The sequence below is a fragment of the Dyella sp. 01L423 genome (assembly GCF_056399945.1).
The window spans coordinates 198,311-220,807 of sequence record NZ_JBFTSI010000006.1; the positions used below are offsets into that span (position 1 = coordinate 198,311).

General features: G+C 63.8%; 21 protein-coding genes and 1 tRNA gene. 17 read left to right on the plus strand and 5 right to left on the minus strand.

Going from position 1 to position 22,497, the window contains the following annotated elements; translation table 11 throughout:
* The first annotated feature begins 42 nt into the window (after positions 1-42).
* From AC1DMY_RS17225 to AC1DMY_RS17235, 3 genes are read left to right on the plus strand one after another with little or no spacing between them, the layout of a single operon-like run.
* Positions 43-240 carry a DUF1289 domain-containing protein gene (locus AC1DMY_RS17225; protein WP_477166092.1) on the plus strand — a complete coding sequence of 66 codons (198 nt, stop codon included), beginning with the start codon at positions 43-45 and terminating at the stop codon, positions 238-240.
* Entirely contained in the window at positions 240-842 is a 603-nt protein-coding gene (locus AC1DMY_RS17230) for a CoA pyrophosphatase (protein ID WP_477166093.1), read from the plus strand. The genes AC1DMY_RS17225 and AC1DMY_RS17230 overlap by 1 nt, the downstream gene beginning before the upstream one ends.
* On the plus strand, positions 839-1,720 hold the full coding sequence (locus AC1DMY_RS17235; protein ID WP_477166094.1) for a sulfurtransferase: 882 nt from the start codon (positions 839-841) through the stop codon (positions 1,718-1,720). Before AC1DMY_RS17230 ends, AC1DMY_RS17235 begins: the two co-directional genes overlap by 4 nt.
* 83 nt (positions 1,721-1,803) lie before the next feature.
* On the opposite strand, the gene AC1DMY_RS17240 is transcribed toward AC1DMY_RS17235, so the two are convergent.
* From AC1DMY_RS17240 to uvrA, 4 genes are all read right to left on the minus strand, one after another.
* Positions 1,804-2,559, minus strand: a complete 756-nt coding sequence (locus tag AC1DMY_RS17240; RefSeq protein WP_477166095.1) for an enoyl-CoA hydratase/isomerase family protein — start codon at positions 2,557-2,559, stop codon at positions 1,804-1,806.
* A 97-nt stretch (positions 2,560-2,656) separates the two neighbouring features.
* Positions 2,657-4,123 (minus strand): DUF4139 domain-containing protein, encoded by a 1,467-nt coding sequence (locus tag AC1DMY_RS17245; RefSeq protein ID WP_477166096.1) that lies wholly within the window; start codon positions 4,121-4,123, stop codon positions 2,657-2,659.
* A 104-nt stretch (positions 4,124-4,227) separates the two neighbouring features.
* On the minus strand, positions 4,228-4,725 hold the full coding sequence (locus AC1DMY_RS17250; protein WP_477166097.1) for an acyl-CoA thioesterase: 498 nt from the start codon (positions 4,723-4,725) through the stop codon (positions 4,228-4,230).
* Positions 4,722-7,619 (minus strand): excinuclease ABC subunit UvrA, encoded by a 2,898-nt coding sequence (gene uvrA / locus AC1DMY_RS17255; RefSeq protein ID WP_477166098.1) that lies wholly within the window; start codon positions 7,617-7,619, stop codon positions 4,722-4,724. The genes AC1DMY_RS17250 and uvrA overlap by 4 nt, the downstream gene beginning before the upstream one ends.
* A gap of 272 nt (positions 7,620-7,891) precedes the next feature.
* Between uvrA and AC1DMY_RS17260 the strand changes: the two genes are divergently transcribed.
* The 4 genes from AC1DMY_RS17260 to cgtA all read left to right on the plus strand — a co-directional run bounded on the left by AC1DMY_RS17260 (position 7,892) and on the right by cgtA (position 10,507).
* Positions 7,892-8,575 (plus strand): DUF2059 domain-containing protein, encoded by a 684-nt coding sequence (locus AC1DMY_RS17260; protein WP_477166099.1) that lies wholly within the window; start codon positions 7,892-7,894, stop codon positions 8,573-8,575.
* A 96-nt stretch (positions 8,576-8,671) separates the two neighbouring features.
* Positions 8,672-8,986: a 50S ribosomal protein L21 gene (gene rplU, locus AC1DMY_RS17265; protein ID WP_038616498.1), complete on the plus strand. Its 315-nt coding sequence runs from the start codon at positions 8,672-8,674 to the stop codon at positions 8,984-8,986.
* 19 nt (positions 8,987-9,005) lie between these two features.
* On the plus strand, positions 9,006-9,263 hold the full coding sequence (gene rpmA, locus AC1DMY_RS17270) for a 50S ribosomal protein L27 (protein ID WP_477166100.1): 258 nt from the start codon (positions 9,006-9,008) through the stop codon (positions 9,261-9,263).
* A gap of 176 nt (positions 9,264-9,439) precedes the next feature.
* Positions 9,440-10,507: an Obg family GTPase CgtA gene (cgtA, locus tag AC1DMY_RS17275; protein ID WP_477166101.1), complete on the plus strand. Its 1,068-nt coding sequence runs from the start codon at positions 9,440-9,442 to the stop codon at positions 10,505-10,507.
* 898 nt (positions 10,508-11,405) lie between these two features.
* Here the strand turns inward: cgtA and rpsT are convergent.
* The gene (rpsT, locus tag AC1DMY_RS17280; protein WP_008213299.1) at positions 11,406-11,669 is read right to left on the minus strand and encodes a 30S ribosomal protein S20; all 264 of its coding nucleotides are present in this window, start codon (positions 11,667-11,669) and stop codon (positions 11,406-11,408) included.
* A gap of 287 nt (positions 11,670-11,956) precedes the next feature.
* Between rpsT and murJ the strand changes: the two genes are divergently transcribed.
* The 10 genes from murJ (at position 11,957) to AC1DMY_RS17330 (ending at position 22,449) form a co-directional block, all read left to right on the plus strand.
* Positions 11,957-13,549, plus strand: coding sequence for a murein biosynthesis integral membrane protein MurJ (gene murJ / locus AC1DMY_RS17285; protein ID WP_477166131.1), 1,593 nt, complete (start codon positions 11,957-11,959; stop codon positions 13,547-13,549).
* A gap of 48 nt (positions 13,550-13,597) precedes the next feature.
* Complete coding sequence (locus AC1DMY_RS17290) at positions 13,598-14,551, plus strand: bifunctional riboflavin kinase/FAD synthetase (protein WP_477166102.1); 954 nt, start codon at positions 13,598-13,600, stop codon at positions 14,549-14,551.
* Positions 14,552-14,669: 118 nt separating this feature from the next.
* Entirely contained in the window at positions 14,670-17,534 is a 2,865-nt protein-coding gene (ileS, locus tag AC1DMY_RS17295) for an isoleucine--tRNA ligase (RefSeq protein ID WP_477166103.1), read from the plus strand.
* A 226-nt stretch (positions 17,535-17,760) separates the two neighbouring features.
* Positions 17,761-18,252, plus strand: coding sequence for a signal peptidase II (gene lspA / locus AC1DMY_RS17300; RefSeq protein ID WP_477166104.1), 492 nt, complete (start codon positions 17,761-17,763; stop codon positions 18,250-18,252).
* Between the two features lie 73 nt (positions 18,253-18,325).
* Positions 18,326-19,285: a 4-hydroxy-3-methylbut-2-enyl diphosphate reductase gene (gene ispH, locus AC1DMY_RS17305; protein ID WP_477166105.1), complete on the plus strand. Its 960-nt coding sequence runs from the start codon at positions 18,326-18,328 to the stop codon at positions 19,283-19,285.
* A 52-nt stretch (positions 19,286-19,337) separates the two neighbouring features.
* Positions 19,338-19,413 (plus strand) — tRNA-Thr (locus tag AC1DMY_RS17310).
* 337 nt (positions 19,414-19,750) lie between these two features.
* On the plus strand, positions 19,751-20,308 hold the full coding sequence (locus tag AC1DMY_RS17315) for a GspH/FimT family pseudopilin (protein ID WP_477166106.1): 558 nt from the start codon (positions 19,751-19,753) through the stop codon (positions 20,306-20,308).
* Complete coding sequence (gene pilV, locus AC1DMY_RS17320; protein WP_477166107.1) at positions 20,305-20,814, plus strand: type IV pilus modification protein PilV; 510 nt, start codon at positions 20,305-20,307, stop codon at positions 20,812-20,814. The genes AC1DMY_RS17315 and pilV overlap by 4 nt, the downstream gene beginning before the upstream one ends.
* Positions 20,811-21,818 carry a PilW family protein gene (locus AC1DMY_RS17325; RefSeq protein WP_477166108.1) on the plus strand — a complete coding sequence of 336 codons (1,008 nt, stop codon included), beginning with the start codon at positions 20,811-20,813 and terminating at the stop codon, positions 21,816-21,818. The genes pilV and AC1DMY_RS17325 overlap by 4 nt, the downstream gene beginning before the upstream one ends.
* 10 nt (positions 21,819-21,828) lie before the next feature.
* Positions 21,829-22,449, plus strand: coding sequence for a pilus assembly PilX family protein (locus tag AC1DMY_RS17330; protein WP_477166109.1), 621 nt, complete (start codon positions 21,829-21,831; stop codon positions 22,447-22,449).
* Positions 22,450-22,497: the final 48 nt, after the last annotated feature.

Genomic DNA, 22,497 nt, shown 5'->3' on the forward strand with positions numbered 1-22,497 from the left:
TTCGCTGGCACGCTCCGTGCCGCGCTGATAGTTCCTCGCAGCATGACAGCGGCAGACGGCACCCCTGGTCCATCCGGCAATCCCCTCAGTCCTTGCATCGGCATCTGCCGGCTGGACGAACGCGGCTATTGCATCGGCTGCCTGCGCACGGGCACGGAAATCGCCGGATGGCGGGCCATGGATGACCAGGAACGACTGCGCTACATGCGCGACGTGCTGCCTCCCCGGAAACGGCCCTGATGGGTGAGCTGCTGACCGACCTGAGTCATGCAGTCTTGCCCTTGTCGTCACCGCCATCGGGGCGGGGTTGGAATCATTCGGACATGGTCCAGTTGATCGGCGATGCGCCGCGTCGGCCCGCCGCCGTGCTGGTGGGCGTACGCGAGGGCGTGCAGCCGCGATTGGTGCTGACGGTGCGTACCGACCACCTGCAGGATCACGCAGGGCAGGTGGCATTTCCCGGTGGTCGCACCGACCCCGGCGATGCCGATGCGATCGCCACGGCCTTGCGCGAAAGCGAAGAAGAGATTGGCCTCGAAAGCCGGCTGGTGACGCCGCTGGGTTTTCTCGATCGCTTCGAAACCATCAGCGGTTACAGCGTCACGCCGGTGGTCGCGCGCATCGATGGCGAAGCGCGTCTGTATCCCGCACCCGCGGAAGTGGCCGAAGTATTCGAAGTGCCGCTGGCGTTCTTTCTTGAACCGCGCAATCTCAAGCGCTACACCATGGATTTCCGCGGTCATCGCCGCGACATGGTGGAATTCGTGCATGGCGGCCACCGCATCTGGGGTGCCACCGCCGCCATGGTGTTCAACCTCCTGCAGAGGATGGGACGCGCATGACGCTCAAGACCACTTTGATCGACGTAAAAGAACTGGCGGCGCTCGCGCCGGCCGATGTGCTGATCGTCGATTGCCGTTTCGACCTGATGGCGCCCGGCAGCGGCCAGCGTGATGTCGGCAAGGGTGAGCGTGACTATCGCGAAGGGCACATCCCGGGCGCGGTTTACGCCAGTCTCGACAGCGACCTGTCCGATCTCTCGCGCAAGCCGCTGGGTCTGGGGCGACACCCGTTGCCGCTGGAAGCTGCATTCTCCGAATCCCTGTCGCGCTGGGGATGGCAGGAGGGCATGCAGATCGTGTCCTACGACGCCGCCAACGGTTCGCTCGCTGCCGCTCGCCTGTGGTGGCTGTTGCGCCTGGCCGGCATCCGCGACGTCGCTGTACTCGATGGCGGATTTCAAGCCTGGGTGGCCGCAGGCCTGCCGGTCGAAGCGGGTGATGTGGCCCGCGAGCCGCGACCGACCAGCCTCTATTTCGATGCCGAGCAATACATCGTTGATCACGCCGCGCTGCGTAACGATGCGCGGCGCGTCTTGCTCGATGCGCGTGCCGCTCCGCGTTATCGCGGCGAGGTCGAACCCATCGACCCGGTCGGTGGCCACGTGCCCGGCGCGTTGAATCGGCCTTTCTCGGAAAATCTGCGCGAGGATGGCCGCTTCAAGCCGGCCGATGTACTACGCCATGAATTCCAGGCATTGCTCGGCGCGCATGCACCTGGCGACGTGGTGCATATGTGCGGCTCGGGCGTCACCGCCTGCCACAACCTGCTCGCCATGGAGCATGCAGGACTCACCGGTTCGCGTCTTTACGCGCCCTCGTGGAGCGGCTGGGTGAGCGATGCGAACCGGCCCGTGGCCAAGGGCGCAGAGCCGGGCTGAGCGTCGGTTTTTGTGGGAGCGCACCCTGTGCGCGACCCGGCGCCGCACGGCGCCGTTCGTGCACAGGGTGCGCTCCTACAAGGTCAGTCCTTCTTCTTCAGCCGCGCAACCAGCTTTTCCAACACCGCCTGCGTTTCCGGATGGAAATACGCGTCGAGGAATCCATCGATCGGCAATTCCTCCGGACGCGCCCACACGGCGGTAAGGTCGGCACGCGCAATCGCACGCGTCTTCAGCATGGCGTTGGAGGGCAGGGCGAGCATGCCCTGCATCCAGACCAGAGAGCGCGTCACCACCTGTTCGACGTTGGTGAGTTCGTCCACCAGACCGACCGCCAGCGCCTCGCTGGCTTCGATCATGGCGCCCGCCACCATCAGGCGTTCGGCGCGATAGGCACCGACGATGCGGCGCAGCGCCATCTGGATGCTTTCCGGCACCACCAGGCCTACCTGCACTTCGTTGAGGCCGATCTTGAACGGGCCTTCGGCCATCACGCGGTAGTCGCAGAACAGCGAGAGCACGGCACCACCGGCCGGACTGTGGCCGGTGATGGCCGCCACGATGGGAATCGGCGACATCGCCAGGGTCGACGTCGTCTGGAAAAACTCGCGCCAGAAATCACGCACGCCATCGCGATCGCGACCGAGCAGCGAAGGCACATCCACGCCAGCCGAGTACATGCCGGGCTGGCCGGACAGGACGATACCGCGCGCACCGCCGGCTACCGCGTTGTCCACCGCATCGCGAAGCGCGCGTAGCAAGTCGACATTGAGCGCGTTCACTGGCGGCCGCGCCAGGTTGATTTCGACGATGGCGTCGTGCGTGATCAGGTTGAGCATGGCAGTGGCCGGCTGAGTTGGCAGGAGTGAGGGACGAGATTAGCAAAGACGGCACCCCGCTGCTTTCTCTCGCTGCTCACTCCTCTCCACTCACTCCTTATCCTTGCGGATGGTCGTCCGCCGTCCACTGGTAGCGCACCGCGTAATCGAGCGTCGCCTTGCCGTTGGCCGGCACCGTCACCTTGAATTCCAGCGTGTCCGTCGTCTGCGCGCTCGGTTTGATGCTGGAGGAGGCGAGCGTCCACTGGCGCCAGCGCTGGGGATGTTCGCGCACGGTGATTACGCGCGGAGCATCGCCTGCATTGGTGAAGGTGATGCGGAAGGCCTCGTCCAGGCGGTGGCCGTTCTTGTCCACGGTAAAGGCGGTGCGCTCGCGACTGGCGCGCAGATCGAACGCCATGCCCAGCGTGATATGCGCGTCGCTGCCCTTCGGGGTGTCGTTGACGCGACCGCTGCCGATCAGTTGCGGCGTGCCGTTGCGGTCCATCGAAAGCACGCGCAGGTTGCCTGCAGGGAGGCTGTCGAACGCCCGGAATTGCAGCGTGCTGGAAATGCCCTCAGTACCGCCGTTGGTGAAGGCGTCCTGCCCGATCATGGGCTGTGGCGGCGACCAGACGGCTCCCGTTTCATACAGCGAGGTGCGTTCGCAGGCGATGGTCCGCGTGTCGTACATCGGCACCTGGCTCACGCTGCCATCGGGCAGGTCGACCGTGCCAGGCAGGCTGTACGTGCGATAGTCGGCAAGCGTGGATTGCTCGGGCAGCGCGGCATCGGCGGTCTTGGCCCGCGCGTTGAACATCATCGGCCGCGGTCCCGAAGACTGCGCCAGTTGGGGTTCGCCGGCCACCAGCATCAGCTGCACGTTGTTCCAGTCGCGACCGCTGCGGTTGGCGATACTGGCGCGTGATTCGAACTGCATCTTGCAGCCTTCGCCCGGCGCCAGCGTGCCAACGTAGGCAGCGCGCCAGCCCAGGCCTGCGGTGGAATAGCTCAGCGTGGCGTTGGCCTTGCCGGCGCGGCTGGCGTCCACGCGCAGTTGCAGGCCCGAGCCCACCTGGAAGACGCCGCGCGCCTTGACCGCGCCGTATTCGTGGATCAGTGCAACGCGTTCGTTCGCGCTGGAGGTATCGCGCACCATCAGGCCGCTGGCGTCGGCGCGCAGCAGTGTGCCGCTGGCCAATACTTCGCCATTCGTCCCGGACACATCGACTGGCTGCCCAATGAGGCTGCCCAGCGCGGCGTACTGGCCCTGGCCCAGGCGCAGACGTTGCGACAGCACCTTGGCGCCGTCGCCGTCGATGTTCAGCGCAATCGCTTCCGGATCGACGTATTGCGGCAGCCCGTCGAGACTGAGGTCCTGCGTGCCGGCCTTGAGCTCGAGCTGGCGCGTTTCGCGCGCCACGGCATGGCCGGACGGCACGGAGCCATTGTCGCCCGCGCTGTACAGCGCATTGTCATCGCTGCGATAGAGCGTCAGTGAGGTCGTGGCTGGCGCGGCGAGGGCGCCTGCGCTGGTGCTGGCGAGGATGGCAAGGGCGAGGGTGCGAAGCGGAACTGGGATCACGGTCGAACTCCATTCGGGTGGTCGCCGCTGATAGTACGGATGCCGCATGAAGCTGCGGCATCCGTGGTGCCGGTGGGCTTAACCCCGAATGCCGGCTGGGTCGATCAAGCGCCGGCTTGCGCCGCGTCGCGGATCGATGGCGGCAACGGCACCGGCTTGCCGGTGGTGGGATCCATCCATACCAGCACGACCTTGCCGTCGCTATAGAGGGCGTCGTCGTTGGCGTCGACGATGCGGTGCGCCAGCGTGATCGAGCTGTTGCCGAGCCGTTCGCAGAACAGCTGCACGTTCAACTGCGCGGGCCATTCGATGGGGCGGCGATAGTTCACTTCGCTGGCTGCCAGCACCGGCATCGAGTGCTCGTTGAACCAGCCCGGCACGTGCTGCAGCCACTGCAGACGCGCTTCTTCGAGGTAGGTGAGGTAGTTGGCGTTGTTGACGTGATTGAACGCGTCAAGATCACGCCAGCGAACACCGATCGGGGCGACGAACAGCGGGGTGTTCGTCGTCTCGGTGGCCTGGGCATCCGTCACGGCCGAGGCGCTTTCCTGCGTCTCGGCCTTGCGCGTGCGCTGCTCAGGCACGGGTTGGGTGGAACTCATGCAGTCTTCTTCCGTAGTGCAGGTTTGCTCTTGCTCGTGCTCTGGGCCTTGGCCGCCTTGGCGGGCTTCATGTCCAGGTGCGGGGCAAGGAAATGTCCGGTATGCGAGCCCGCCATGGCAGCCACGGTTTCCGGCGTGCCGGTGACCAGGATGCGACCACCGCCGGCACCGCCTTCCGGGCCCAGATCGACCAGCCAGTCGGCGGTCTTGATCACATCGAGATTATGCTCGATCACCACCACGGTGTTGCCCTGGTCCACCAGCTTGTGCAGCACGTCGAGCAGCTGCTCGATATCGTGGAAGTGCAGACCGGTGGTCGGCTCGTCGAGGATGTACAGCGTGCGACCCGTATCTCGCTTGGACAATTCCTTGGACAGCTTCACGCGCTGCGCTTCGCCACCCGAGAGCGTGGTCGCGCTCTGGCCGAGCTTGATGTAATCCAGGCCCACGGCGCGCAGCGTTTCGAGTTTGCGTGCGATGGTCGGCACGTTTTCGAACAGCTTGAATGCATCTTCCACCGTCATGTCGAGCACGTCGGCAATCGTGTGGCCCTTGTAATGCACTTCCAGCGTTTCACGGTTGTAGCGCTTGCCATGGCAGACGTCGCAGGGAACATACACGTCCGGCAGGAAGTGCATCTCCACCTTGATCATGCCGTCGCCTTCGCAGGCCTCGCAGCGGCCACCGCGCACGTTGAAGCTGAAGCGGCCCGGCGTATAGCCGCGCGCACGCGCTTCGGGCACCTGCGCAAACAGCTCGCGCAGCGGCGTGAACAGGCCGGTATACGTGGCCGGGTTCGAACGCGGCGTGCGACCGATCGGCGACTGGTCGATGTCTACCACCTTGTCGAACAGTTCCAGTCCTTCGACGGATTTGTACGGCGCAGCCTGCTCGCTCGAACCGTTCAGTTCGCTGGCGGCGAGGCGGAACAAGGTGTCGTTGATCAGGGTCGATTTGCCCGAACCGGATACGCCGGTGACGCAGGTAAACAGGCCCGCCGGAATGGCCAGGTCGACGTTCTTCAGATTGTTGCCGCTGGCGCCCTTGAGGTGCAGCCACGAATCGGCGTCCAGCTGCTGGCGGCGTTCCTCGGGCACGCGAATGCCACGCTTGCCGGACAGGAACTGGCCGGTGATGGAACGCGGCGAGGCAAGCATGTCCTTGAACGATCCTTGCGCCACGATCTCGCCGCCGTGCACGCCGGCGCCGGGGCCGATATCGAGCACATGATCGGCCATGCGGATGGCATCTTCGTCATGCTCGACCACAATTACCGTATTGCCCAGATCACGCAGGCGCGTCAGCGTGCCGAGCAGGCGTTCGTTGTCGCGCTGGTGCAGGCCGATGGACGGCTCGTCGAGCACGTACATCACGCCGACCAGGCCGGCGCCGATCTGCGAGGCGAGACGAATCCGCTGCGCCTCGCCACCCGACAGCGAATCGGCCTGGCGATCGAGCGTGAGGTAGTTGAGACCCACGTCGTTGAGGAAGGTGAGGCGCTCGCGAATCTCCTTCACGATCTTCACCGCGATCTCGCCGCGCCAGCCGGTGAGCGTCAGCTTCTCGAAGAACGCCAGCGTGTCGTCGATCGAGCGGGAGGTGAGCGAGGGCAGTGCGTGGTCGGCGACGAACACGTTGCGCGCCGAACGATTCAGGCGCTGGCCTTCGCAGTCGGGGCAGGGACGGTCGCTGATGTACTTGGCCAGTTCCTCGCGCACCGCTGGCGATTCGGTTTCCTTGTAGCGGCGATCCATGTTCGGGATGATGCCCTCGAACGCGTGCTCGCGCGTCACCCGGCCACCGCGCTCGGTGATGTACTTGAAGGCGATCTTGTCCTTGCCGCTGCCGTACAGGATGGCCTTCTGGACGTCCGCCGACAGCTTGCGCCACGGCGTGTCCACGTCAAAGCCGTAATGCGCGGCCAGCGACAGGATCAACTGGAAATAATGGGCGTTGCGGCGATCCCAGCCGCGCACGGCGCCACCGGCAAGCGACAGCTCCGGATGCGCTACGACACGGGCGGGATCGAACACCTGGGTTACGCCCAGGCCGTCGCAGGTCGGGCAGGCGCCCACCGGCGAATTGAACGAGAACAGGCGCGGCTCAAGCTCGGGCAGCGAGTAATCGCACACCGGGCAGGAGTAGCGCGAGGAGAGCAACTGCTCGGGCGCCTTCGCATCGTCCATGTCGACCACGATGGCGATGCCGTCGCCAAGTCGCAGCGCGGTTTCAAACGATTCGGCCAGGCGCTGCTTGATGTCGTCGCGCGGACGGAAGCGATCGATCACCACTTCGATGGTGTGCTTCTGGCGCAGCGTCAGCGGCGGCACGGCGTCGAGGTCGTAGACGGCGCCGTCGACGCGTGCGCGCACGAAGCCCTGCGCGCGCAGCTGATCAAACACCTGCACGTGCTCGCCCTTGCGCTCGCGGATCACCGGCGCGAGCAGCATGAAGCGCTTTTCGGGATCGAGCGCCAGCGTGCTGTCCACCATCTGGCTGACGGTTTGCGCCTCGAGCGGAATGCCATGGTCCGGGCAACGCGGCGTACCTACGCGGGCATACAGCAGACGCAGATAGTCGTAGACCTCGGTGATCGTGCCCACGGTGGAGCGCGGATTGTGCGAGGTCGATTTCTGCTCGATGGAAATGGCCGGCGACAGACCCTCGATGTGGTCGACGTCCGGTTTTTCCATCATCGACAGAAATTGCCGGGCGTAGGCCGACAGCGATTCGACGTAGCGGCGCTGGCCCTCGGCATAAATGGTGTCGAAAGCCAGCGATGACTTGCCCGAACCGGATAGGCCGGTGATGACGATCAGCTTGTCACGCGGCAGATCGAGGTCGATGTTTTTGAGATTGTGCGTGCGCGCGCCGCGAATGCGGATCGTATCCATATCGCCCGGAGTCGTTTGGGGGAGGGAAAACTGTACTATACCAAACTTGTCAGTACGCTTATTACTGACGAATGCCACCCAACAAACTCTTAAGAGAAGATTCGGCCGAGTATGGCTTAATGGAATCTTTGGCCAGTTTCTGGCCGACATACGAACAGAGAGTGCGGATGGGCAAGCTGAAGAGATGGGGTGTTGCCATGGCGCTTGCAATGGGCATGGGACAGGCAATGGCGTCGTCGGCACCGGCCACAGAAGATCAGGTTCGGCAGCTGATGGAAGTCGTCGGAGTCGGCAAGATGCTGCTGCAGATGAACACCCAGGCGGTGACCACGCTGCAGCAGTCCATGCCGTGCGTGCAGCCCGAGTTCTGGCAGAACTATATGGACGCCAACCAGACCCAGCTGTTCATCGGCCGGCTGGTGCCCGTCTACCAGAAGCACTTCACTGCCGACGAGATGTCGGGGCTGCTGAAGTTCTACCGCTCGCCGCTGGGCCAGAAGGTCATCAACGAGATGCCCACCACCATGGCCGAGGCCAACCAGGCCGGCCAGCAGTGGAGCCATGAGCGCAGCGACCAGATGGTCAACGAACTCAAGCAGATGGGCACGCTGGACGGTTCCGGCCGCTGCCCGGGCAAGGTATCTACCACGCCGATCACGGGTACGGCCCTGGAGGGCGCGGCGGCGATCCAGGCGGCCGAGAACGGCGAAAAGATCAAGCCCAGGCAGGCAGCCGAGGGCGGCGACAAGGCCGAGTCCAAGCAGGCGCCGAAATCCGCTTCACACTCCAAGGCGCCGGCCAAGAAGACCACCAAGCCTGCCCCGAAGAAGACTACGCCAGCCAAGGCGCCGGCCAAGCCTGCCGCCAAGACGGCGGCCAAGGCCGAGGCCAAGCCTGCACCGGCCAAGACCGACACCAAGCCAGCTGCCACGACCGGCGGATCGACTGGTCAGTAATTGACCAGGCCGCCAGGGCTTCGTTATACTCCCGAGTTCACCGGTGCCTGATGGGTCCGGTGAACCCAAGAGAATAACGACAGAAGGGATAATCCCATGAGCTATGCAGTCATCAAGACCGGCGGCAAGCAGTACCGCGTTCAGCAGGGCGATGTCCTGCGCGTGGAGTTGCTGAACGCCGAAGAAGGCGCCGCCTTCACTTTCGATCAGGTCCTCCTGGTCGGCGCCGGTGAGTCGATCACCGTCGGTGCGCCCATCGTGGCCGGTGCCACCGTCAGCGCCACCGTGCGCAAGCACGGCCGTGCCGACAAGATCCGCATCATCAAGTTCCGCCGCCGCAAGCACCACAAGAAGCAGCAGGGACATCGTCAGCATTTCACCGAAGTCGAGATCACGGGCATCAACGCCTGAGCAACTGGAGCATTGAGTCATGGCACATAAAAAAGGCGTAGGTTCCAGCCGCAACGGTCGCGATTCGAACCCGAAGTATCTCGGCGTGAAGATCTACGGCGGCCAGGCTATTGAAGCCGGCAACATCATCGTGCGTCAGCGCGGCACCAAGTTCCATGCCGGTACCGGCGTGGGCCTGGGGCGCGACCACACGTTGTTTGCGCTGGTCGACGGCACCGTCGAATTCAAGGTGCGCGGCGAGAACAATCGCCGTTTCGTCAACGTCATCAAGGGTTAATTCTCCTTCGACGTTGCAGCGAAGGCCCCGCTTCGGCGGGGCTTTTGTTTTTTGAGAGCAGGGCATAGGGAATAGGGAGTAGGGAATCGGCCGGGCCGTTTCGCTATTCATCACGGTCCCGAGAACCCGGCTTTTACTACTCTCTATCCCCTTATTCGCTATTCCCCAGGCACCCCATGAAATTCGTCGACGAAGCCATCATCAATGTCAAAGCCGGCGACGGCGGCAACGGGTGCATCAGCTTCCGTCGCGAAAAATTCATTCCCTTCGGCGGCCCCGATGGCGGCGATGGCGGCAGCGGCGGCTCGGTGTGGCTGGTGGCCGACGAGGGCCTCAACACCCTGATCGACTTCCGTCACCAGCGCTCGTTCAAGGCCGAGCGCGGCCAGAACGGCATGGGCAGCCAGATGTACGGTAAGGGCGGGGAAGACACCTATATCCGCGTGCCGGTGGGCACCGTGGTGATCAACGTCGATACCGACGAGACCATTGGCGACCTCACCGTGAACGGCCAGCGTCTGCTGGTGGCGCAGGGTGGCAAGGGCGGCCTGGGCAATATCCATTTCAAGAGCTCGGTGAACCGTGCGCCGCGCAAGTCCACGCCGGGTACGCCCGGTGATCTGCGCGAGCTGAAGCTGGAGCTGAAGCTGTTGGCGGACGTCGGCCTGCTGGGTTTTCCCAATGCGGGCAAGTCCACTTTCATCCGCGCCGTTTCCGCGGCCACGCCGCGCGTGGCCGATTACCCGTTCACCACGCTGCATCCAAACCTTGGTGTGGTCAGTCTCGGTACGGATCAGAGTTTCGTGATTGCCGATATTCCGGGCCTGATCGAAGGTGCGGCAGATGGCGCGGGCCTGGGCATCCAGTTCCTGCGTCATGTGTCGCGCACGCGACTGCTGCTGCACGTGGTGGATATCGCGCCGATCGACGGTTCCGATCCGGTGGAGCAGGTGCGCGCGATCGAGCAGGAGCTGGAGAAGTTTGATCCCGAGTTGCTGGAGCGGCCGCGCTGGCTGGTGATGAACAAGGCTGACGTGCTGCCTGAGGATGAGCGTCAGGCGGTTGCGGCGGACGTGGTGGCGCGGCTGGAATGGAAGGAGCCGTCGTTCCTGGTGTCGGCCATTTCGCGCGAGAACACCATGCCGGTGTGCCAGCAGGTGTGGCGTTTCCTTGAGGCCGAGCATATGGCGCGGGTGGAGCGCGACGATATGGCTCCGGGGGATGTGAGGTTGCGGGGGGAGTGAGGGGGCGTTTGTCGCCATCTTCTTTCAGAAAAAAAGCGGCCTTCGGGCCGTTTTTTTGTGCTCGCGGGAGCGTCTCTGGCTCTTCGTCCCGGTCTTGCTCGTCATTCCTGCGAAGGCAGGAGGCGCTTTTCAACAGCCGAATGGCTGGTCATCCAGTGACTTTGCGCCGCGATTGTCGCGTCTCCGCGATCTGGCCGCCTACGCGGCGGGCGTTTCGAACGGCTGCCGCCGCTCGAGTCACTTTTCTCTTGCTGGCCCACGCATGCGCAGGAGCGCATGCGAACGGCGAAGCCGGCCCGAAGGGCGGAGGGCAGGATGCCCGGAGTAAGAGAAAAGTGACCCAAAGAGAATGGCCTAAAAGAGCAAGGGCTCGTAGCGTCGTGTTGAATACGATCGTCTGTCGCTCGAGGGGTTCGGAAGCGTGGCGATCGCCCGACATGCGATTGGGCTACACCGCAACGCGCCACGGCGAAGAGGGCTTAAAGCAAAGCCTCGCTGCGCATCGGCTTTAGGCATCGCTCCATCCGCCTGCCGTGCCGGCTTGTCTGTGGGAGCGCACCCTGTGCGCGACAGCCACGCTGAGGTGTACCGCTACGTAGGTTTGTCGCGCACAGGGTGCGCTCCCACAAATAGCTGTCCAGCCATTTTGATCCGCCATCCACAGGCCTGCGCGCTCCCTTGTAGGAGCGCACCTTGTGCGCGACCGCCATGCGTGGGTGTACCTCTCCGTAGGCTTGTCGCGCACAGGGTGCGCTCCCGCAAGAGGGTTGCCAGGCGGCCCCTAGGCGTCCGATAACCAAAAAGCCGGCTTGCGCCGGCTAACTTTCCATCAGGCACACAAAAAAGCCGGCTTCCGCCGGCTTTCTCGCCAACCCAAGATGCAGTTCACGAAGCTGGCTTACGCCAGCTCGTGGATCTTTGCGTTGAGGCGGCTCTTATGGCGAGCAGCCTTGTTCTTGTGGATCAGGCCGCGGGCAGCGTAGCGGTCCATGACCGGCTGGGCAGCGGCAAAGGCTTCAACGGCGGCAGCCTTGTCCTTGGCCTCGATGGCCTTGACGACCTTCTTGAGGGCGGTGCGCACCATGGAACGGGCGCTGACGTTGCGCAGGCGGCGCTGCTCGGACTGGCGCGCGCGCTTCTTCGCGGACTTGATGTTGGCCAAGGTAGAACTCCGAAATGAATTGCTGGGTTGGAAAAAGACGGCAAGTATGCGGCTAATGAGCCGTTGCGTCAACAGCTTAGCCGTTTTTCAAGGCGCTCCAAGGAGCGCCATGCCACCAAGATGGTGGCCTAGGGGAACGGACGGCCCTGATTATGCCACGTCTGCGCTGTCATCTTTCCATTCCGGGCTGTCAAACTACGCGCCTTTCGCCGCCGGGGCAGAGGGGCTCCGGCGCGCAGTACGTCTCACCAGCATAGGTACGGCCTCAAGGCATGAAGTCTCCCAGCATGTTCCGCGGGCTGCTGTCATTCAGCAGCATGACCATGATTTCGCGCGTACTCGGGCTGGTCCGGGACATGTCGATCAACGCCACCTTTGGCGCCAATGCGGCCACCGATGCGTTCTGGGTGGCGTTCCGCATCCCCAACTTCATGCGCCGCCTGTTTGCGGAGGGCTCGTTCTCGACGGCCTTCGTGCCGGTCTTCACGGAAGTGAAGGAGAAGCGGAGCCATGACGATCTGAAGCAGCTGATGTCACGCGTGTCGGGCACGCTGGGCGGGGTGCTGCTGGTGATCACGGCGTTGGGCGTGATTTTCGCGCCCCAGGTCGCTGCGCTGTTTTCGCAGGGCGCGGCCGATACGCCGGAGAAATTCGCGTTGACGGCGCAGCTGCTGCGCCTGACGTTTCCGTTCCTGCTGTTCGTCTCGCTGACGGCGCTCTGTGGCGGCGCGCTCAACAGTTTCCACAAGTTCGCATTGCCGGCGCTGACGCCCGTGATTCTCAACCTGTGCATGATCGGCGGCGCGCTGTGGCTGTCGAAGTTCGTGCATCCGCCGATCATGGCGATGGGCTGGGCAATCATGGTCGCGGGCCTGCTGCAGTTGCTGTTCCAGCTGCCGTCGCTGCGCGGGCTGGATCTGCTGACGCTGCCGCGCTGGGGCTGGAGCCATCCGGATGTGCGCCGCATTCTCACGCTGATGGTGCCCACGCTGTTCGGCTCGTCGATCGCGCAGATCAATCTGTTGCTGGATACGGTGATCGCGGCCTACCTGATGACGGGTTCGCAGAGCTGGCTGTCGCAGGCCGACCGCTTCCTCGAGTTGCCGTTGGGCCTGTTTGGCGTGGCGCTTGGTACGGTGATCCTGCCGTCGCTGTCGCGCCACCACGTGACCACCGACAAGGACGGTTTCTCCAAGGCGCTGGACTGGGGCCTGCGCATCACGTTGCTGATTGCCGTGCCGGCGATGTTTGCGCTGATGCTGCTGGCCAAGCCGCTGGTGGCCACCTTGTTCCAGCATGGCCAGTTCACGCCCTTCGACACGCGCATGGCGACGCTGTCGATTACGGCGCTCAGCTTTGGCCTCCCTGCGTTCGCCTTGGTGAAGGTGGCATTGCCGGCGTTCTATGCGCGCCAGGACACGCGCACGCCAGTGCGCGCTGGCGTGGCTTCGCTGGTGGCGAACATGGTGCTCAATGTGATTTTCGTGGCGATGCTTTACGTGCTGTGGGCCACGCCGACGCAGCGCCAGTTGCCCTGGCTGGACGGCATTGCCGCGGTGCCTGGCCTGCACATGGCGCTGGGCATGGCGAGCGCGCTGGCGAGCTATATCAACTTGGGATTGCTGTGGCATTGGCTGCGTCAGGCCGGCGTGTATCAGCGCCAGCCCGGCTGGGCTCGTCACATGGTGCGCCTGGTGCTGGCCTGCGCGGTGATGGTGGTCGTGCTGTTGGTCGGCATGTGGGTGTGGCCGGATTGGACCGAGGCCGGCAAGTGGACCCGTGCGTGGCACCTGGCCGTGCTGGTGGCGGCGGGTGGCGGCGCCTATGTGGTGACGCTGTTTGCGGCGGGGTTCCGCTTGCGCGAATTGCGTGGCGTTTGAGGCGGGGTTTGGGCCGAAACGCCGCGCTTCAGCCGGTATACTCGCCCGATGATGAGACTTTCCAGGGATGTCGCCGGCCCTAGTCTGGCGCCCGGCGGCAGCGTCGTAGCCGTTGGCGCGTTCGACGGCCTGCACCGCGGTCACCAGGCCCTGCTTGCGCAGGTGCATGAGCGCGCCGCCAAGCTTGGGCTCACGGCTATCGTGGTGAGTTTTGAGCCGCTGCCGCGGGCTTATTTTTCACCGGAGCCCGTGGCCCGGCTGTCCAGCGTTCGCGAAAAATTACGCGGGTTCGACGAAGCCGGCATGGAGCAGGTGCTCTTGTTGCGCTTCAACCGAGCCCTCACTTCTATGACGGCGGAAGATTTCATTCGCCGCGTGCTGGTGGATCGGCTGAACGCGCGTGAGGTGTGGGTGGGCACGGATTTCCGCTTTGGCCACAAGCGCAGCGGCGATGTGGCGATGCTGGAGCGAGTGGGGCCCGAGCTGGGATTCACCGCCCGCACGATGCCTTCGGTGCTGCTGGATGGTGCGCGGGTATCGGCCACGCGGGTCCGCATGCTGCTGGCAGCCGGCGAATTTTCCGGCGCGGCGCCGCTGCTGGGCCGGCCGTTCGTGATCGAAGGCAAGGTGGAATACGGCAAGCAGCTGGGTCGCCAGCTTGGTTACCCGACCGCCAATATCCATCTGCGTGACCGGTCCAGCCCCGTTCACGGCATATTTGCCGTACGCGTGGGCCTGGGCGAAAGCGAGTGCAGCTGGCCCGGCGTCGCCAGCCTCGGCGTTCGTCCCACCGTGAACGAGGTGCCGGAGCCGCTGCTGGAAGTGCATTTGTTCGACTTCGAGGGCGATCTCTACGGCCAGCGCATGGCGGTGGAATTCGTGGCGAAGCTGCGTGATGAGCAGAAATTCGACAACCTGGACGAGTTGACCGTCCAGATGGCCAAAGACGCGCGCCAGGCCCGTGAGTTGCTGGGCATGAATCCGCGTCTCAGCGAGGCGTAACTGCCTCAAATCCGGTAACGTTGGCGCTTTCGCCGTGATGGTAGAAGCGCCGGCCCCAGGGCCATGGCGCTGCCGAGGCGACACCCGAACAACCCGACGATCAGAGCATCCCCAGGCAATGACCCAGGATTACAAGAACACCATCAACCTGCCGCAGACGGAATTCCCGATGCGCGGCGACCTCCCCAAGCGCGAGCCCAAGTGGCTGGCCGATTGGCAGCAGGTGGGCCGCTACGAGCAGATCCAGGAGCGCGCCGCCGGCCGCGACAAGGTGTTTGTGCTGCATGACGGCCCGCCGTACGCGAACGGTGCGATCCACCTGGGTCATGCGGTGAACAAGGTGCTCAAGGACGTGGTGGTGAAGTCGCGCCTGCTGGCCGGTTTCCGCGCGCCTTACGTGCCGGGCTGGGACTGCCACGGCCTGCCGATTGAAGTGGCGATCGAAAAGAAGTTCGGCCGCGTGGGCGACAAGCTCGACGCCGCTGCGTTCCGCCAGAAGTGCCGCGAGTACGCGCAGCAGCAGATCGACCTGCAGCGCACCGACTTCAAGCGCCTCGGCGTGCTGGGCGATTGGGAACACCCGTATCGCACGATGGATTTCAAGTACGAAGCGGACATGGTGCGTGCGCTGGCCAAGATCGTCGGCAACGGTCACGTCGTGCGCGGTGCCAAGCCGGTCTACTGGTGCTTCGATTGCGGTTCGGCGCTGGCTGAAGCGGAAATCGAATACGCCGACAAAGTCTCGCCGGCTGTCGACGTCGCTTATGACGCAGTGGACCCGAAAGCGCTCGCACAGAAGTTCGGGGTGGATGCGGGCGATGCCATCGTCGCCATTCCGATCTGGACCACCACGCCGTGGACGTTGCCGGAAAGCCTGGCGGTGTCGCTGGGTGGCGAGCTCGAATACGCGCTGATCGAAGGTCCGGCGCGCGAGGGCCAGCGCGTGCTGCTGGTGATCGCCAGCGCACTGGTCGAGAAGGCCGCGCATCGTTATGGCATCGATGAGCCGAAGGTGTTTGGCCATGTCGACGGGCAGACGCTGGAAGGCGTGCTGCTCAAGCATCCGTTCTATGCACGCGAAGTGCCGGTGCTGATCGGCGACCACGTGTCCGCCGAAGACGGTACCGGCGCCGTGCACACCTCGCCAGACCACGGCGTTGAAGACTTCGTCGTCTCGCGCAAGTACGGCATCGAGACGCTGAATTACACCGAGGCCCGCGGCACCTATCGCGCCGATACGCCGGCCGCGCTCGATGGCACGGTGATCGCGGGCAAGCATCTGTGGAAGGCCAACGACGAAATCGTCGAGCTGCTGCGTCGTCGTGGCGTGCTGCTGGCGTTTGCCAAGATCGAGCACAGCTATCCGCATTGCTGGCGCCACAAGTCGCCGGTGATCTTCCGCACCACGCCGCAGTGGTTCATCAGCATGGAGAAGGAAGGCCTGCGCCAGACCGCACTCGATGCGATCAAGCAGGTGCGCTGGGTGCCGGGCTGGGGCGAAGAGCGCATCGCCGGCATGGTGGGCGATCGTCCCGACTGGTGCATCTCGCGTCAGCGCACCTGGGGCGTGCCGATCGCGCTGTTCATCAACAAGAGCACGCAGGAACCGCACCCCGATAGCGTCGCGCTGCTGGAGCAGGTGGCCAAGCGCATCGAACAGGGCGGCATCGACGCGTGGTATGCGCTTGATGCAGCCGAGCTGCTCGGCGATCAGGCGAAGGACTATGAAAAAGTCCTCGACGTGCTCGACGTGTGGTTCGATTCCGGCGCCAGCCACTTCACCGTGGTGGGCCAGCGTCCCGAACTGCAGCAGGGCAATGCGAGCAGCTACAAGGTGATGTACCTGGAAGGCTCGGACCAGCATCGCGGCTGGTTCCAGTCCTCCTTGCTCACCTCGTCGGCGATGTTCGCGAAGGCGCCGTACAACGACGTGCTCACCCACGGCTTCACCGTGGATGCGCAGGGCCGCAAGATGTCCAAGTCGATGGGCAACGGCATCGAGCCGCAGGACATCATGAAGAACCTGGGCGCGGACATCCTGCGCCTGTGGATCTGCTCGACCGATTACCGCAACGAGATGTCCTTGTCGGACGAGATCTTGAAGCGCGTGTCCGATACCTATCGCCGCATCCGCAACACCGCGCGCTTCCTGCTCGGCAATCTCGATGGCTTCGATCCGGCCAAGCATCTGGTGCCGGTGGAAGAAGGCACGCTGCTCGACCAGTGGGTCGTGCAGCAGGCGTACGACGTGCAGCAGGCGGTGACAGCGGCGTATGACCGCTACGATTTCCCGGAGATCGTCCAGCGCGTGCAGAACTTCTGCACCAACGAGCTGGGCGCACTGTACCTGGATATCACCAAGGATCGCCTCTACACGATGCCGACCGAAAGCCATGGTCGCCGCAGCGCGCAGAGCGCGATGTATCGCATCGCCGAGGCACTGGTGCGCTGGCTGGCGCCGGTGCTCACCTTCACGGCGGAAGAAATCTGGCAGCACATGCCGGGCAAGCGTGGCGAGAGCGTGCTGTTCGAGACCTGGTACGACGGTCTGGCGGCAACGCAGGGTTCGCCGGAGCAGCGTCGTTACTGGTCGGACCTGCTGGCGATCCGCGATACCGCGTCGCGCGTGCTCGAAGGCATGCGCAAGGCCGAGCAGATCGGCGCGTCGCTGGAAGCGAAGGTGGCCATCCATGCCGACGCCGCTGTGGTTGCGCGTTATCAGCCGGCCGCGTCGGAGCTGCGCTTCTTCTTCATCAGTTCCGATGTGCGTCTGGATCTGGCCGGTGGCCAGCCGGCCGACGCAGTGCTGACCGAGCTGGAAGGTGCGGACGTGTGGGTGTCGGCGACGGTGAGCGACGCGGCCAAGTGCGTGCGTTGCTGGCAGCGTCGCGATGATGTCGGCACGCATGCGGCGCATCCGGAACTGTGCGATCGCTGCATCAGCAATGTGGAAGGGCCGGGCGAGAATCGTCGCTGGTTTTAACCCGATGGAAACTCACGTCGATAGAGTCGGCGTGAGTCACCTTGCATCGCGCTATACGCTCGTCATCCCGGCGAAAGCCGGGATCCAGCGCCTTTCAGCTCCAGAGCAAAGTCACTGGATTCCGGCTTTCGCCGGAATGACGGGGATAGGATAGGTTGGGGCAAACGTCCCATTCCGCCCTGACTTCCTGGAGAAGCAGGTGTCATTCGGAATACTGAATTCGCTTATGAAACCCAAACCCAACGCCCTGTCCTGGCTCGTGCTCTCCCTCGTCGTCATCGTGCTCGATCAACTGAGCAAGTGGTGGGCGCTTGCGGCGTTGCAGCCCGCTGGTACGCCGCATCCCGTGATTCCCGGTTTCCTCAACTGGACGCTGGCTTTCAACAGGGGCGCGGCTTTCAGCTTCCTCGCCAACAACGACGGCTGGCAGCGCTGGTTCTTCGTGCTGCTCGCGGTGGTGATCAGCGGCGTGCTGGTCGTGTGGCTGTCGCGCACGCCGCGCGGCGACTGGAAGACGGCACTGCCGCTGGGCCTGATCGTGGGCGGTGCGCTGGGCAATCTCATCGACCGCCTGCATGCCTCTCAGGTCACCGATTTCATTCACGTGTATTTCCGCGAGTGGAACTATCCGGTGTTCAATCTCGCCGACTGTGGGATCACCGTGGGTGCCGTGATGCTGGTGGTCTTCGGCTTGTTCCAGGGCAAGGCCAAGGCCTGACCCGGCGCTCACGTATGGTCACGGCGACCGTGCGATAATGGCGACCAGTCAGTCTGATAGGTCCGGAGCTTCCGTGGACATCCTGCTCGCCAATCCCCGTGGTTTTTGCGCTGGTGTGGATCGCGCCATTGCCATTGTCGAACGCGCGCTCGAATCCTATGGCGCCCCCATCTATGTGCGTCACGAAGTGGTGCACAACCGCTACGTGGTCGACAAGCTGCGTGCTGATGGCGCGGTGTTCGTCGAGGAACTGCACGAAGTGCCGGACGGCGCCACGGTGATCTTCAGCGCGCATGGCGTGTCCAAGGCCGTGCGCGAAGAGGCCGATCAGCGCGGCCTGAAAGTGTTCGACGCCACCTGCCCGCTGGTCACCAAGGTGCATATGGAAGTGGCGCGCCTGGGTCGTATCGGCCGCAGCGTCGTGCTGATCGGTCACGGCGGCCATCCCGAGGTCGAAGGCACCATGGGCCAGTGGAACCCTGCCAACACTGGCGAGATCCTGCTGGTGGAATCGGTGGAGTGCGTGGCCACGCTGGAGCCGAAGTTTCCGCACGAGCTCTCGTACGTCACGCAGACCACGCTGTCGGTGGACGACACCAAGGCGATCATCGAAGCGCTGCGCGCGAAATTCCCGGATATCGACGGTCCGCGCAAAGACGACATCTGTTACGCCACGCAAAATCGCCAGGATGCCGTGCGCCGTCTCGCCGCCTCGGTGGATCTGATGCTGGTGGTGGGCTCGGTCAATAGCTCCAACTCCAACCGCCTGCGCGAGTTGGCGGAGAAAGAGGGCGTGCGTTCCTATCTCATCGACGGGGCGGAGCATATCGAGCGTAGCTGGCTCGACGGCGTCACCCACATCGGCCTCACCGCCGGCGCATCGGCGCCGGACAAGCTCGTGCGCGACGTTATTGCGCGCCTGCAATCGTGGGGCGCCGGCGCAGTGCGCGAACTCGACGGCGAGCCGGAGACGATCACCTTCGCCTTGCCCAAGGAACTGCGCCTGGTCGGCGGCGTTTCCGCGAGTCTTTGATCGCACACATCTTGCGCGGTTCTGCTCCGCTCCGTAGAATTCACGGTTCCTCGCCGGAATAGCTCAGTTGGTAGAGCGGCGCATTCGTAATGCGTAGGTCGTAGGTTCGATTCCTATTTCCGGCACCAGTATCAAGAGAAAGAGCCCGCGCAAGCGGGCTCTTTTTTTGTTGGCCACGAATGCCAATCACTGGATCTTCGGTTCGAGCCTCTTCTTGGTGTCGCAATAACTTGCGAGACGCCGGCGCTCCTCTGTGATGCGACCATAACTGCTAAAACAGCTATATCTGTATGATTCTATAGGGCTGTTCTAGAAAATTGCGGCTCCGATCACGGGGAGCAAGCGTCCGCTTACCGCTCATCGGCAAGTTCTTACCGTTTATCCCGAAAGAATTTACGATTTGGTTTGTAAGCCCTAGGCTGACCCCTAAGTAGTCAGAAGGGGCTGACCATGTGCGTAAAAGCGATGGGGGGCGTCGGCAGTAGTGCCGGGCGCTTCCAGACCGGATTCACATTGGTCGAGTTGATGGTGACGCTTGCAGTGCTCGTGGTGTTGACCGCCATCGCGGTGCCGAGCTTTCGCAGCCTCACGCTTTCCAATCGTCTGACGGCTTCGGCCAACGAGATCGTGGGCACCATCCAGGTCGCGCGGATGGAAGCGATCAAGCGCAACGCGCGCACCCAGCTGTGCAGCAACTCCGCCACCAGCAATGCCGCAGACACCCTGGGTCAGGCCTGTGGAACGTCGCTGGGCGCCGTTGTGGCCACGACGGCGACGGGTCCCGTGGTGGTGCGTGAGAGTCAGCTCGATTTGACCGGCTCGGTGATCGTGGCGGGAGATATGAAGGCGCTCCGCTTCAACGCGCAAGGCATCGCGCACGCCACCGGCAGTTCCGCGCCCTATGAAGGCAACGTCATCGATATCTGTACGCCGTCGCTGCGTGCCGAGAATCATCGGGTGATTCGAATGGTGGCCGGTTCGGTCGTGGAGACCGTCACGACTTCAACAGAGTGTTCCTCATGACGACGCATCGTTTTCGCATCGCCCGTTCTTGCCGCCGCACCCATGACGCTGGCGCAGCACACGCGCAGCACGGCGTGGGACTCATCGAGGTATTGGTGGCAGTGTTGTTGCTGTCCATCGCGTTTCTCGGCGTCGCGGCGCTGCAGGCCAAGTCGCTGTCCACCAACAACAGCGCGATGGCACGCAGCATGGCGACGATGGCCAGCTATTCCATCCTCGATGCAATGCGGGCCGACTACGCCTTGGCTATTGCGGGCGGCTACAACACCTCATCGCCGATCAAGGCCAGTGCTTGCCCTGCGGCCGATACGACGGTCAAGAACACGCAGTTGAATGATTGGTGCGTGCAGCTGGGTCAGACGCTCGGTGCGAGCGACGCCACGACTGGCAGCATCGCCTGCACCGGCACGCGGGGCGACTGCACGATCACCATCACGTTCGACGACAGCCGTGCCGGGAAGGGCGGGGCGAGCAACCAGACTGTCGTGACCAGGGGCATGCTATGACGCCGCGTTTGCTCCGTTCTGCGCTGCATCGTCGTGACGCCGCGCGCGGCTTCACCCTTATCGAGCTGATGGTGGCCATGTTGCTCGGCCTGGTCGTGATGGCCGGCGTGGGCAGCGTGTTTCTCTCCAACCAGCGCGTGTATCGCACCAACCGCGCGCTGAGCGATGTGCAGGACAACTCGCGCGCGGCGTTCGAACTGCTGGCGCGAGACATCCGCAATGCGGGCCTTACTGCTTGCAGCAATAGTGGCCGCGTGGCCAACGTGCTCAATATCGGGCCGGTCAACGGCGGCACGACCTGGTGGGGCAATTGGAACAATGCGGTTCGCGGCTTCGAAGGCAACGACGCCGATGTAGCCGCCGGCACTGGCGATGCCGATCGCATTGCCGGACAGGCATCGCTGCAATTGCTCGGTGGCGACGATACGAGCTATAGCGTTGCGTCGCACGATCCCAGCACGGCGACGTTTGCATTGAACGAAGCCAGCACGGATCTTGCGGCAGGCGATGTATTCATCGTGTGCGACTACGATCACGCGGCCATCTTCAAGTCCAACAGCTATAGCGCCACGGCCAAAACGATTGGCCATGCCACCACCGGCGGCAATTGCTCGACCGGCCTGGGCTTTCCGACCTCATGCGGCTCCGCCAACTTCTACACGTTCGGCGCCAATGCTTATGTGACTCGCCTGAATGTGTCGGACTGGTACGTCGGCAAGAATCCGGCCGGCACCCGCTCGCTGTATCGACTGGGTCGCGCAGGCGGCACGCCGACACGCCAGGAAATGGTGCGTGGCGTGTCCGATATGCAGCTCAGATATCACCAGAGCGATCTGGCGGGTACGCCGTTCGTCAAGGCAAGCGACGTCACCAACTGGGGCAACGTGAATGCGGTTCGCGCCACGCTGACCATGCAGAGCGCGGACGAGCATGCGAGTACCAGCAATACCTCGCTGGTACGCAGCTTCACTGTGACCACCACCGTGCGCAACCGGGTGCTGTGAGATGAGTGCCATGAATCCTCAAGCGGTTTCTCCCCTGAGCACCAGCGCGACGCGGCGCATGCGTGTGATGCGAGCACAGCCCAAGCGCGAGCGAGGCGTCGTGCTGGTGGTGGCCTTGCTGCTGCTGGTGGTGGTGACGCTGGTCGGCTTTGCCGCCGTGCGCGGCACCATCATGCAGCAGAAGATGGCCGCCAATCATTACGACCGGCAGATCGCGTTCCAGAGCGCGGAGGCCGCGCTGCGCGCCGCCAAACTGCGAATCAATGCAAATCCCGGCGACATCGCGCGCAACTGCCGCACCGGCTCGAGCGCATGCCTGTCCAATCCGTTCAACGATCCGAATTTGCCATCCGGCAGCATTCACGACGTTGCCGAGGGCACGGCGGATGGCCAGTTCACCAAGGCATCGGTGGCGTCCAGCCAGCCGCAATACGTGATCGAGAACATGGGCAACTGGGCTGATCCCACTTCCGACACCGGTTTCGATCAGAGCGCCAATTCCTACAACTACGGCAATTCCGGCGGTTCCACCTCGGCCGTCTACTACCGCATCACCGCGCGCAGCGGCGATCCGACGGCGGTGGGCGATCGTGCAGTCGTGGTTTTGCAAGCCATCGTCAAGCATCGCTGAGTTGCATCGACGCGGCGCCGGTGGATCGTGCGCTGTTCACCTTCAGGG